The organism is Synechococcus sp. MU1642, assembly GCF_020514115.1.
In the GTDB taxonomy this organism is placed as follows: domain Bacteria; phylum Cyanobacteriota; class Cyanobacteriia; order PCC-6307; family Cyanobiaceae; genus Parasynechococcus.
Map to the genome: position 1 here is coordinate 200,128 of NZ_VTKZ01000002.1, position 12,532 is coordinate 212,659.

Annotated in this window: 13 protein-coding genes; 4 read left to right on the forward strand and 9 right to left on the reverse strand. The window is 62.4% G+C overall.

From position 1 onward, the window contains the following. Positions 1 to 177: 177 nt before the first annotated feature. From pstS to FZZ85_RS03725, 3 genes are all read right to left on the reverse strand, one after another. Positions 178 to 1,182: a phosphate ABC transporter substrate-binding protein PstS gene (gene pstS, locus FZZ85_RS03715; protein ID WP_226412343.1), complete on the reverse strand. Its 1,005-nt coding sequence runs from the start codon at positions 1,180 to 1,182 to the stop codon at positions 178 to 180. A gap of 23 nt (positions 1,183 to 1,205) precedes the next feature. Next, positions 1,206 to 1,463 carry a hypothetical protein gene (locus tag FZZ85_RS03720; RefSeq protein WP_226412345.1) on the reverse strand — a complete coding sequence of 86 codons (258 nt, stop codon included), beginning with the start codon at positions 1,461 to 1,463 and terminating at the stop codon, positions 1,206 to 1,208. A gap of 79 nt (positions 1,464 to 1,542) precedes the next feature. Then, positions 1,543 to 2,373, reverse strand: a complete 831-nt coding sequence (locus tag FZZ85_RS03725; protein ID WP_226412347.1) for a 3'-5' exonuclease — start codon at positions 2,371 to 2,373, stop codon at positions 1,543 to 1,545. 85 nt (positions 2,374 to 2,458) lie between these two features. On the opposite strand from FZZ85_RS03725, the gene FZZ85_RS03730 reads away from it, so the two are divergent. Next, entirely contained in the window at positions 2,459 to 2,914 is a 456-nt protein-coding gene (locus FZZ85_RS03730) for a peroxiredoxin (RefSeq protein WP_226412349.1), read from the forward strand. A 2-nt stretch (positions 2,915 to 2,916) separates the two neighbouring features. Beyond that, a complete protein-coding gene (locus tag FZZ85_RS03735) occupies positions 2,917 to 3,645 on the forward strand; it encodes a DUF1350 family protein (protein WP_226412495.1) in 729 nt (242 codons plus the stop codon). On the opposite strand, the gene acs is transcribed toward FZZ85_RS03735, so the two are convergent. After that, a complete protein-coding gene (gene acs / locus FZZ85_RS03740; RefSeq protein ID WP_226412351.1) occupies positions 3,635 to 5,608 on the reverse strand; it encodes an acetate--CoA ligase in 1,974 nt (657 codons plus the stop codon). The genes FZZ85_RS03735 and acs overlap by 11 nt on opposite strands. 129 nt (positions 5,609 to 5,737) lie before the next feature. Between acs and FZZ85_RS03745 the strand changes: the two genes are divergently transcribed. Beyond that, positions 5,738 to 6,388, forward strand: coding sequence for an HAD family phosphatase (locus FZZ85_RS03745; RefSeq protein ID WP_226412353.1), 651 nt, complete (start codon positions 5,738 to 5,740; stop codon positions 6,386 to 6,388). A gap of 9 nt (positions 6,389 to 6,397) precedes the next feature. Here FZZ85_RS03745 and sds read toward each other — a convergent pair whose 3' ends face one another. The 5 genes from sds to FZZ85_RS03770 are packed head-to-tail and all read right to left on the reverse strand — an operon-like array spanning position 6,398 to position 10,888. After that, positions 6,398 to 7,369 (reverse strand): solanesyl diphosphate synthase, encoded by a 972-nt coding sequence (gene sds / locus FZZ85_RS03750; protein WP_226412355.1) that lies wholly within the window; start codon positions 7,367 to 7,369, stop codon positions 6,398 to 6,400. 37 nt (positions 7,370 to 7,406) lie between these two features. Beyond that, a complete protein-coding gene (gene murI / locus FZZ85_RS03755) occupies positions 7,407 to 8,204 on the reverse strand; it encodes a glutamate racemase (protein WP_226412357.1) in 798 nt (265 codons plus the stop codon). Beyond that, the gene (locus tag FZZ85_RS03760; protein ID WP_226412359.1) at positions 8,201 to 9,295 is read right to left on the reverse strand and encodes an N-acetylmuramoyl-L-alanine amidase; all 1,095 of its coding nucleotides are present in this window, start codon (positions 9,293 to 9,295) and stop codon (positions 8,201 to 8,203) included. The genes murI and FZZ85_RS03760 overlap by 4 nt, the downstream gene beginning before the upstream one ends. Before the next feature lie 5 nt (positions 9,296 to 9,300). Continuing rightward, a complete protein-coding gene (locus tag FZZ85_RS03765) occupies positions 9,301 to 10,122 on the reverse strand; it encodes a carbon-nitrogen hydrolase family protein (RefSeq protein ID WP_226412361.1) in 822 nt (273 codons plus the stop codon). 34 nt (positions 10,123 to 10,156) lie between these two features. Beyond that, positions 10,157 to 10,888 carry a 2-phosphosulfolactate phosphatase family protein gene (locus tag FZZ85_RS03770; protein WP_226412497.1) on the reverse strand — a complete coding sequence of 244 codons (732 nt, stop codon included), beginning with the start codon at positions 10,886 to 10,888 and terminating at the stop codon, positions 10,157 to 10,159. A 63-nt stretch (positions 10,889 to 10,951) separates the two neighbouring features. On the opposite strand from FZZ85_RS03770, the gene FZZ85_RS03775 reads away from it, so the two are divergent. Next, complete coding sequence (locus tag FZZ85_RS03775) at positions 10,952 to 12,514, forward strand: UbiD family decarboxylase (RefSeq protein ID WP_226412363.1); 1,563 nt, start codon at positions 10,952 to 10,954, stop codon at positions 12,512 to 12,514. The last annotated feature ends 18 nt before the right edge of the window (positions 12,515 to 12,532 follow it).

A 12,532-nucleotide genomic window follows, 5' to 3' on the forward strand; every position in this document is an offset into this window, starting at 1 on the left:
CAACCGAGAGAGGAAAGAGGCTGTAGCAACCAAGACCTAATCGGGACGCAAACCATCTGTCGTTATGCACCCCTTAACGATGGTTAAGGATCTATGAAACCCTCTTTAAACCATCAAAAAACCCCGGTTTGGCCATCCAAACCGGGGCGTTAAGTTCACCAAATCAAGGGGTCGCATTCAAGGCTGAATGCCTGGCACCGCACTGCGGGATTTTTCAAGGATGCTGCCCCGGAGGGGCACAAAGCCCAGGGCCGCAGCACCATCCTGGGTGGAATCGTCCAGCATGTAGTTCAAGACATCTTGAACGGCTTCAGCTTTGGCGCCATTGCCCTCGGCGTAGGCCAACACCCAGGTGAGCGTTGCGATGGGGTATGCACCAGCGGCCGACGGGTTGGGGTTGCTGCCCGCCAGATGCTGATCAAGCTCAATGCCGTTAAGGGCTTTGGCACCAGCTTCCACGGAGGGTTTGAGGAATTCACCGGATTTGTTCTGCACTGCAGCAGCCTGAACATTCCCCTTGATGTACGACTGATTCACGTAGCCGATTGCGCCAACCCGGTTGTCGATCACCCCGGCCACGCCGGAATTGCCCTTGGCACCCACGCCAACCGGCCACTTCACCGATTTGCCGCTACCGAGGGTCCAATCCGGTGAAAAGGTCTGCATCGAGTTGGTGAAGGCCTTGGTAGTGCCGGATCCATCCGAGCGATGCACCCAGGTGATCGTGCCCGCCTCACAACCGAGCTGCTTCCAATCGCTGATCGTGCCGATGGCCACGCCCACCGCCTGCTGCTGGGTGAGCTGAAGCTCGCAACCCGGCTTGTTGTATCCGAAAGCGATCGTTCCCCCCACCATGGGGATCTGGACCACCCCTCGGCTCACCTGCTTGCGGTCGGCCTCTTTGATCGGGTCATCCGAAGCGGCAAAATCCACGGTGCCATCGATGAAGGCTTTGCGGCCGGAACCGGAACCCACCGCCTGATAGTTCACCTTGAGTCCGCCGGAGCCGGCGAGGTCGGCGAACCAGCTCTGGTAAACCTTGGCGGGGAAGGACGCTCCGGCTGCATTAAGGCTGGACACACTCGAACTACCACCACAGGCGGCGAGGCCAACAGCGAGAACGCTCAGGCTAGAAACAACCAGGGAACGATGTGCCAAAACCGTTTGTTTGATTTGGTCCATCCTCCCGCGTCGTGAATCCAGGCTCAGGCGGTGTGCGCAACGGTGAGCCGCGTCGCTACTGAATAGCAGCGCAGCCAGCGGTTCACCCGTTTGCGGTGGGGGGCGGGGACCTCCCCAATCAACTGGCTGAGTTCATCAGCTCCCATGCGTCGCAGGGCGCGCACGTCAACATGCCAGAGCGCTTCGGCTTCACGAATCAACCGCGCCCAGGTGCGCACCTGCTGCCACTGGCGCAGGCGGGAGCGAATCGGACGTTGATGGGGATGCAGAAATGCCGTCATGACTTCAGCCTGCTGCGCTCAGCGGCGCTCTCTGCAAAACCACCCAGACACTTCGGAGTGCTGAAGCAAATGCGCAGGCTCAGGCGCTGAGGCGATCGGCCTCGAGCTCAACGGGGGCGACAGGAAAACCAAGTTCCGCAACCTCGCGATCGCTCAAACGACGGGTCCAGGCCCCCTTGATCGGATCGTTCCAACGGAAACCCGCTGCTTTGGCCAGATGGCGTTCTTCGAAGGACACCCGGGCACGCATCAACTGGCGCGGTTCCAGGCCCCGCTCCAACAGCTGCTCAAGGTCGTCACAACGTGCGAACACCTCGGCGATATAAATGCAATCGCTGAGTGCGCGGTGGGCCGCCCAGACCGGGACGCCGTAGGCCAAGGCCAGGTCCCGCACCGATGGCCGCGAACGCAACTGACGCTCCCCCGGCCAACGGATGTCTTCCATGGTGCAAAGCCAAGGTGTTGCGGTGGCCGGCACGACACCAAGACCAAACCACTGGCGATCAAAGGCCGCGTTATGAGCCACCAGCAGATCGGCAGCACTTAGCAGATGCTCAAACCACACCAGCGCCTCCTGCCAGGGCTGGGGCCGACGGGTAACGGCGGCGGGGATCCGGTTGATCGCCTCTGCCGCGTTGGAATCCACGGGCAGAAGAAACGATTGCTGCGCCAGCACTGAACGACTCGGCACATCAAACAAAATGCAGCCCACCTCAAGGCAATGGTCCTGCTGCGGATCCAACCCGGAGGTTTCGGTGTCGATGATCAGCAGAGTGGTCGGGGAGGCCTCTAACGCGTGCTCTGGCCGATCAGCCTTGGCCTCGGGCGATGAAAGCAACAGGGTTGGCGCTGTTTGGGTCTCCGCCTGAGGTTTTGAAAACCCCGCAAGCAAATCGAGCTGTTCAGGCATGGCGCAGTGACTCCTCCCAGCACTGATTCTCACGCCCCGGGCAAGGTGCCTGCTGCCTAGGGTTCAGCCTCTTCATTTCAATCCAATGTCCCTCGGGATCGGCGACCGGCTCCCCTCCTTCAGTCTGGAGGATCAGAACGGTGACCTTCGCACTCCCGCCTCGGTTCAGGGCCGCTGGCTCGTGCTGTTCTTCTATCCCAAGGACGACACGCCAGGGTGCACGGCTGAAGCCTGCAGCTTCCGCGACAACGCGGAGAACTTTGCTGCCCTCGATGCAGAGGTTTGGGGCATCAGCGGTGATGACGCCGTCAGCCACCGCCGTTTCGCCACCCGCCACAACCTCACATTTCCTCTGCTGTGTGACCGCAATAACGCCCTGCGCCGCGAGATGGGAGTACCCAAAGCCCTTGGTTTGCTGCCCGGTCGCGTCACCTACATCGTTGACGGGGAGGGAGTGATCCGTCACACCTTCAGCAACCTCTTGGATGGTCCGGCCCACGTGCGTGAAGCACAGCAGGTGCTGAATCAGCTGCGCGGTTGAGCATGGCCAACTGGCGTCAGCTGGGCTCGATCTGGCAGCTGCGGCCTGCCGAACCCGCGGGATTGATCGAATTCATTGGTGGCAGCTATCTGGCGGCAACACCCCAGATCAGCTACCGCAGGCTGCTGGAAGACCTGGCAGCGGACGGGTTGGCCGTGCATGCCTGGGCCTATGTGCCTGGGTTCGATCATCAACGCCAGGCACGCGATGCCTGGAGTGACTTCCGCTCAGCGCGTCGCCAACTTGAGGAGCGCTGCGGATCCCTTTCAGCTCCGCTGCGGCTTGGCCACAGCCTGGGATGCAAGCTTCACCTGCTGGCCCCCGATGGAGGTCGCGGCAGCAGGGCCCTGGTGGCCCTGAGCTTCAACAACTTCAACGCCGACCGTTCGATTCCTCTGTTGGGCGAACTGGCACCCCGGCTCGGGGTGGAAACCGAGTTCAGCCCCAGTCCAGCCGAAACGCTTCGCTTGATCAGACGCCATTACCAGCAGGAGCGGAATCTGGTGGTGCGCTTCGGCCGCGATGAGCTGGATCAAAGCGGTGATCTGATCGAGGCCCTGCGAGAACGTCCCTCCGACGCCAGCTCAACCCTGGAACTTCCCGGCGATCACCTCACGCCGGCCAGTGCCGGGCTGCGACGCAGCTTTCTCGGAGACTGGGCGGACGACCCAAAGCGGGTGGCGGTCATCCGTCAGCTGAGCCAAACCATCGGCAAGGCGATCAGGCCCTGAGGCGATCCAAAACGGAGCGATCCTCCAGGGTGCTGGTGTCGCCACTCACCTCCTGACCCGCCGCCAGGGCCCGCAGGATCCGGCGCATGATCTTGCCGCTGCGGGTCTTGGGCAGAGCATCACTGCAACGGATCTCATCCGGCCGGGCGATAGGACCGATCTCCTTGCCGACATGGATCCGCAATTCCTTCACCAGGGCGTCATCGCCCTCACGGCCTGCCTCGAGGGTGACGAAGGCCACAATGCCTTCGCCCTTGAGGTCATCAGGACGACCCACAACGGCCGCCTCCGCCACCGCGGGGTGACTGACCAAAGCTGATTCGATCTCCATCGTGCCGAGACGGTGGCCGGAGACGTTGATCACGTCATCGACGCGACCCATGACCCAGAAGTAGCCATCGGCATCACGCCGGGCGCCATCCCCCGCGAAATAGAGGTAGGAACCATTGGCAGGCCGGATGTGCTCCCAATAGCTCTCGCGGAAGCGTTGGGGGTTGCCATGCACAGTGCGCATCATTCCGGGCCAAGGGGCACGCACCGCCAGATACCCGCCTTCATCGGCACCACAGCTGTTGCCTTCCGCATCGATGATGTCGGCCTGAATGCCAGGCAGGGGCAGGGTGGCAGAGCCGGGCTTGGTGGGCGTTGCACCAGGCAGGGGGCTGATCATTACCCCACCGGTTTCCGTCTGCCACCAGGTATCGACGATCGGGCACCGGTTGCCTCCAATCACGTCGCGGTACCACATCCAGGCCTCCGGATTGATTGGTTCGCCAACGGTGCCGAGCAGGCGGAGGCTGCTCATGTCGAACTGATCCGGAACGGAGCGGCCGCTCTTCATAAATGCCCGGATTGCGGTGGGAGCCGTGTAAAAGATCGTGATTCCGTGCTTCTGAATCAACTCCCAGAAGGCACCGGGCTTGGACGGGCGCGGTGCTCCCTCGTACATCACCGTCGTTGCACCATTCGATAACGGGCCATAGACGATGTAGCTGTGGCCGGTGATCCAACCCACATCGGCGGTACACCAGAAGACATCCTCATCCCGGATGTCGAAAATCCACTGGAAGGTGAGATGGGCCCAGAGGTTGTAACCGGCGGTGGTATGAACCACGCCCTTGGGTTTGCCGGTGGAGCCGGATGTATAGAGAACGAAGAGGCGGTCCTCGCTAGCCATCGGCGCAGCGGGGCAGTCGGCACTCTGAACCTCCACCAGGTCATGCCACCACTGATCGCGACCGGCAACCATCTCCACGTCCTGCTTGGTGCGCTGCACCACAAGCACACCGGTCACCGAGGGGCAGGCGCCATTGGCCAGCGCCGCATCCACCGCGGGCTTGAGAGACACCGGCTTGTCCTTGCGGAAGCCGCCATCAGCGGTGATCACCGCTTTCACTTCGCCGTCATTGAGACGGTCCCTCAGGGCTTCTGCGGAAAAGCCACCGAACACCACCGAATGGGGAGCACCAATGCGCGCGCAAGCGAGCATGGCGATCGCCGCCTCAGGCACCATCGGCATATAGAGAGCCACAAGATCACCCTTGCCAATGCCCATGGACTTGAGGCCATTGGCGGCTTTGCAGACCTCGGCATGCAGTTCCTGGTAGGTGAACCGGCGCACATCCCCCGGCTCTCCTTCCCAGATCAACGCTGTTTTCTGAGCCTTTGGCCCATCGAGATGACGGTCCAGGCAGTTGTAGGAGAGGTTCGTCGTACCACCCTCAAACCAGCGCGCAAACGGAGGATTGGACCAATCGAGCACGGTGTGGAAGGGCTCGAACCAATGCAGTTCTCGGCGGGCGGCCTCACCCCAGAACGCATCTGGATCGTTTTTCGCGGCATCGGCCATGGCCCGGTACGCCTCGAGGCTGCCGATGCGAGCTTTGGCGGAAGTGTCTGCTGGCGGCTCGAACACCCGCTGCTCCTGCAGCACGCTTTCGATGGTGGTGTTGGCGTCGGTCACAGCAGACTGCGCAGTGCATCTCCTCGAAGGGTAAGAAGCAGGACCCCGGTTGATCCAGGTCCCGTATCAATCCGTCGGACGATGATGCAGTCGATGCGAAAGGATTGAGCTGGGCATCACCGTTCCAGGATGAAACTGCCACCTGCCGCTTGCCTTTTCGATCTGGATGGGCTTCTGCTCGACACCGAGCCGCTGCATGGCCGGGGCTGGTGGGAAGCCGCAGCTCACTTCGGCACCCAGCTGAGCGAAGTCCAGTTGATGCAGCTGAAAGGCCGTCGCCGACTCGACTGTGCGGCCCAAGTGGATGCATGGCTGGCCAAACCGGTGGGCGCGGATGCCTTGTTGGCGGTGCAGCAACCGATTGTTCGTGCCCTGCTCCCGGATGCTGCCCCGATGCCCGCAGCGCAGGAGCTGGTGACGCACTGCCACAACCGGGGCATCCCCATGGCGCTGGTCACCAGCAGCAGCCGCGACGCCGTTGAATTCAAAGCAGCCCCCCATCCCTGGCTCGAGCAGATCCATGAACGGGTTTACGGCGACGATCCCGACCTTGAGGCGGGCAAACCAGACCCGGCTCCCTTTCGGCTTGCAGCCCAGCGCCTGGGGCTCCACCCCAAAGACTGCTGGGCCCTTGAGGATTCCATGGCCGGTAGCCAATCAGCCCATGGCGCCGGTTGTCAGGTCTGGCTGGTGAGCACCACAGGCTCTAAGCATCCAAACTTGAACTCCAACCCCTGTGGAATCAACAGCCTGGCTGTTGTGTTGAGTCTGTTGTCTTGAGATTCCAGCTCAGTACAGACGGCTGAGGACAAAGTCCGGCAGTTCCATTAAGGCGCGTTGCGCTGCGGACTCCGGCAGCCAGGCGATCGATTCACGGGATTCGCGGGCAAAGGTTTCTGCCAGCTCACGGGTGCGTTCAATCGCCTTGGATGCCCGAACCATTTCCAGCGCCTTGACCAGGTCACCGGACTCAGAGAACTGGCGATCAATCAACGACTGCAGCGATGGATGCTCCTCAAGGGCATAGAAAGTGGGGGCGGTGAGATAGCCACTGGCGAGATCACTGGCCGCAGGCTTGCCGAGCTGCTGGTCGTTTCCGGTGAAATCGAGAATGTCATCAACCACCTGGAAGGCCAAGCCCAACTGACGGCCGAATTGGTAGAGGCTGTCGAGCTGAGAGGGCGAGCAGCCGGTGAGCACACCCGCGGCTCGGGAACTGTTGGCAATTAGTGATGCCGTCTTGCAGTAGCTCTTTTCGAGGTAGGTCTCAAAGGTTTGGGCTGTATCGAAGCGGTAAAGACCCTGTTTAACCTCACCATCGGCGAGATCCATAATCACGCGGCTCAGCAGCTTCACCACATCGAGGTCATCGAGGTTGGCGAGGTGCCAGCTGGCCTGCGCGAAAAGAAAGTCGCCGGCAAGAACCGCAACGCGGGCATCAAAACGGCTGTGGACCGTGTCCACACCACGCCGGGTCGAAGCCTCATCCACCACATCGTCGTGAACAAGCGAGGCGGTATGGATCATTTCCGTGATCTCAGCCAAGCGGCGATGGCGCGGGGAAAGATCTCCTTTCTCCGAAAGGGCGCGTGACAGGAGCAAAACAATGCCCGGGCGCAAACGCTTGCCACCGGCGCTGAACAGGTGTTCCGCAGCGGCCTGGAGGATGGGGTGACCTGCCCCGATCAGGCTGCGTAGGTCTCCGAGCAGGGTTTCAAGATCTGTCTCTACCGGTTGGAGTAGCTCGGTAACGGTGCTCATGACTCCCCTCGGCGCCGCGATCCTAGTGGCCCCACGCTCAGTCCTGCAGCAGCTGAAGGCTGACGGCAGGCCGCTGGCCCAGCCAGGGGGTGGCGCGCATCGCGAAGGCATCGGGTTCAGCGGTGACGCAGAAGCGGCAGCTCTCCAATGAAAACGGCCTTGGAGTCGGCGAAATCCGCTCCGGTGGCCCCAAAACGGCATCCAGTTGACGGGCCACGCCGATGGCCGGGTCAATGATCTGGACCGACTCCGGCAGCAGCTGACGCAAAAGGGGCACCAGCAGCGGGTAATGGGTGCAACCAAGCACGATCGACTCAACTGAAGCCGCCAGCAAGGGTTCGAGATAGGTCTGGGCCGCACGGCGCAGGTCCTCGCTGTTCATCTCGCCTGCTTCGATCAGGGGAACAAGAGCAGGACAGGCCTGCTCAATCACCACCGACCCTGGGTGAAGTGCTTCGATGCTGACCCGATAGGCCGAGGAGGCCACGGTGGCTGGTGTGGCCAACACACCAACACGGCGCGTTTCAACCATCGCTGCGGCAGCGCCGATGAGGCCGATGACTGGCACCCCGGCCTGGCCCTCGGCTACATCCCTTGCCAAGGCATTGGTGGTGTTGCAGGCCATCACCACCGTGGACACCTGTTGGTCGCGTAACCAACCCACCACTTCAGCAGCGATGCGCCGGATGTCATCCGGTTGCCGGTTGCCGTAGGGGACCCGGGCCGTGTCGCCGAGGTAAACGCAATGAACAGACCCATGACGTTCGAGCACCCGGCGCAGAACCGTCAAGCCACCAAGTCCGCTGTCGAAAAACCCCAGCAGTTGGTGCGTCATCGCACCTCCTGCTTGAGGTAGTTGAGAATGCCGGCGGCCAGGGCCAAGGCCAACCGGCGGCGATGGTCGGCATTGGCCAGACGCGGTGCGTCAATCGCCCCGGTGACAAATCCCATCTCCACCAGGGCAGAAGGCATGGTGCTGCGCCGGATCACGAAGAAGCGACCGCGTCTGACACCGCGATTCGGTGTTCCGGATGACACGTCCATCATCTGCTGCTGCAGATACGAGGCCAGGCGCCCAGAACGGGGATCCGAAAAGAAGAAGGTCTCGATCCCATTCACATCCGCACGGTTCATGCTCAGGGCATTGGCATGGATGCTCACGAAAGCAGTGGCCCCGCTGCGATTCGCCAGGGAAACCCGCGGCGGCAAGTCCATATCCACTTCACGGGTGCGGGTCAAGCGCACATCCACGCCCCTTGCCCGCAGCAAGTCGGCCAGCTGCAGCGACACATCCAAAACCACATCGGTCTCGCGCAGACCACCAATGCCGATAGCCCCAGGATCTGGGCCGCCATGGCCGGGATCAATCACGATGCGGTAGCGGTTGCGGGCCACCGTGGGCAGCCCGGAAGGGTCGACCGGCGTGCGGGTGGGACGGAATCCACCCGGTGGGAGCCAGGCCGTGGCACGACCGGTCAGGTCGCCTTCACCGAAATCATCCAAACCGCGGGTCGGCAAGCCGGTGAACACCAGTTCCCAGCGATCCGGCGCGGTTCCACGCAGGCGCAGATCGTTGGGGTTGAGATCCACATCAGGGCGGAATTCCACCACGAGACGGGTGGCACCCGCGCGGGGCTTGCCCAGCCGGATCTCACGGACAGCACCACGTCCGGCCAAGCGCCGCGGAAATCTCAGCTCACCAGGAATATCAATCCAGACCCTGGTGCCGCGACCATCGCTGGCGGCCTGAAAAAACGCCTCCAATCGAGCGTTCCGGCTGGTGCGCAGCTTGAGAACCCCCTCCTCGGTGAAGGCCCAGGCGGCCAAGGCACTGGCGGCTCGGGCAGGCAAAGACTGGGTGAAAGCAGTGCACTGCAGGGCCGCAGCCAGAAGCCAGGCCAGCCGTCGGGACGACGCCGGAGCCATGGCGCTCAGAACAGAGCGGGTTGGCGGTGCCGAAGGCTCGGCATCTGACCCCGAACATGACCGAGGTGATTGGTATTCACCGGAGCAATGGCTGCTCCTGCCTGCACACCCGCATCGGCGAGGACTGTTCCCCAGGGATCAATCACCAGAGAGTGTCCATGGCTCTGACGCCGACCGTGATGAACACCTGTCTGCGCCGGAGCCAGCACGTAGGCCGTGTTCTCAATGGCCCTGGCCTGCAGAAGCACCTGCCAGTGATCTTTTCCGGTGAAGGCTGTAAACGCCGCAGGAATCATCAACAGATCTGCGCCGGCACCGACGAGATGGCGATAGAGCTCAGGAAACCGCACGTCGTAGCAAATGGACAGCCCCACCTTGCAGAGACCAGGAATCTCAACGACTGGAGGCAAATCCCTGCCTGGGTTCACTGTTGCCGACTCGCGATAGGTGTTGCCGTCCGGTAGGTCGACATCGAAGAGGTGAATCTTGTCGTAACGGCCCAGGAGCATGCCGTCACGGTCGACGAGCTCAGCGCGGTTCAGGGTTCGCGATCCATCACCGACCGGCACAGGAAAGCCACCGCCAAGAAGCGCCACCTGGTAACGACGCGCCATGGTCACCAAGAAGCGACTGCTCTGCTCAGCAAGGTCGGGAGCCAGACCAAGGCGACGGCTGTCCTCACCCATGAATGCGAAATTTTCGGGCAGACCAATAAGTTCCGCCCCTCGGCGGGCAGCCAGATCTATCTGCTCTTCAGCCGCATTGAAGTTGAGCTCCGGATCCTGACCGCTCGTCAGCTGGACAGCAGCCGCCAGGAAGTCGCTCACATGCACTGATCAGATAGGCGGATTTTAATGAGGGTCAGGCCGCTCGAAGCACCCCGGGCTCGACCTGTGTCGGAACGACACTGAGTTGGTCGAGGCCAGCACAGCAGCGGAAATCGGCGTCGTGATCGCCCAGGCGAATCAACCGCTGCCCATGGGTCGCCGTGCGAAGGCACTCCTCTGGATCGGATTGCCACTGACGCCAGAGGGAAACGGCTGCAGTGAGTTCGTCGTTGGCGGCGCTGCTCCCGGTGGGATCCAGCTCCAGCAACCGATGGCCCAAGGCGCCAGCGGCCAGTGAATCCTCCAGGGAATAGGCCCCCTCCCAACCGCTGCCAACAATCGCCACATGGCTGGGTTGTTTCGCCAGCAAACGCTGAGCCACGGCATCGCGGTTCGGCAACGCCGCCGTCAACAGCAGGGGAACCTGGCGCACACGATCAAGAGCACGGGTGCCATTGGTGGTGCTCATGAACAGACGCTTGCCAGCCACCCGCTCCGGATTCACGGCAACAGGTGAGTTGCCCAGGTCAAAGCCCTCGAGCATCTGGCCGCCGCGCTCGCCCAGCAGCAGACGCGCATCAGCCGGCCACGCCGCTGCCGCACTGCGCAGATCGTCGAGGCTGGCGAAAGCCTGCACCGCCTGTGCACCGTTGTGCAACGCCCAGGCAATGGTGGTGGTGGCCCGCAGCACATCAATAACCACCGCCGCATCGGGGCGTAGATCCTGCGGCATCTCTGCCGGCACATGGAAGTAGGAGATCTGCATGGCCACGCTGTACACCGGCGTGCGACACAGTACCGAGACAGCTTGCGCCGAGACCGTCATCCCATGGCCCTGTTCCAATCCGGTCCGGCCACCCGAGATCTGAGGGGCTTCCTCAAGCTCCTCGAAGAGCGCGGCCAGCTGCGACGGATCACGGCGCCGGTGGACCCCGACCTCGAACTGGCGGCCATTGCCGACCGAGTGCTGAATCAAGGAGGGCCAGCCCTGCTGTTCGAGAACGTGATCGGCTCCTCGATGCCGGTGGCCGTCAACACCCTCGGCACCGTGGAACGGGTGGTGTGGAGCATGGGCCTCGAACGGGCGGAGCAGCTGGAGGAGCTGGGGTCACGTCTGGCCCTGCTTCAGCAACCCCGACCGCCCAAGGGGCTGGAGGAAACCAAACAATTCGCCCGCGTCTTCTGGGACCTGGTCAAAGCCAAGCCCGACCGCGACCTCACACCCCCCTGCCGTCAGCAGGTGTTCCGCGGCGATGAGGTCGATCTCAACAACATCCCCCTAATCCGGCCCTGGCCCGGTGATGCCGGGGGCGTGATCACGCTTGGACTGGTGATCACCAAAGACCCAGAAACCGGGGTCCCAAATGTGGGCGTCTACCGGCTTCAGAGGCAGTCGGTGAACACGATGACCGTGCACTGGTTAAGCGTGCGCGGCGGCGCCCGCCACCTGCGCAAGGCCGCCGCCATGGGCAAAAAGCTGGAGGTGGCGGTGGCCATTGGCGTGCACCCGCTGCTGGTGATGGCCGCCGCCACACCGATCCCGGTGCAGCTCAGTGAATGGCTGTTCGCAGGCATCTATGCCGGAGAAGGGGTGCGTCTGGCCCCCTGCAAAACCATCGACCTTCAGGTGCCCAGCCACAGCGAAGTGGTGCTGGAGGGAACGATCACTCCAGGGGAAGTGCTGCCGGATGGCCCCTTCGGAGATCACATGGGCTTCTACGGCGGTGTGGAGGACTCACCTCTGGTGCGCTTCCACTGCATGACCCAACGGCGGGATCCGGTGTTTCTCACCACCTTCAGCGGCCGTCCTCCCAAGGAAGAAGCGATGCTGGCCATCGCGCTGAACCGGATCTACACACCGATCCTGCGACAGCAGATTCCGGAGATCACCGACTTCTTCCTGCCGATGGAAGCGCTCAGCTACAAGCTGGCGGTGATCTCGATTGATAAGGCCTATCCAGGGCAGGCCAAGCGTGCTGCCATGGCCTTCTGGAGTGCCTTGCCGCAGTTCACCTACACAAAATTCGTGGTGGTGGTCGACAGTCACATCAACGTGCGCGACCCGCGCCAGGTGGTCTGGGCCATCGCGGCCCAGGTGGATCCCCAACGCGACCTGTTCACCCTGGAGAACACCCCTTTCGACACCCTGGACTTCGCCAGCGAGCAGTTGGGCCTTGGGGGACGCCTGGCCATTGATGCCACCACCAAAGTGGGACCTGAGAAAAATCATGAATGGGGTGAACCCCTCAGCCGTCCTGCAGATCTGGAACAACGGGTCAGCGACCGCTGGGCCGAGCTGGGTCTGGAAGACCTCGGCAACGACGACCCCGACCCCAGCCTGTTCGGCTATGCCCTTGACCGCCTGATTCAGGGTCTGAAGACCGGCCAATAGGATCAGCCCAACGACGTT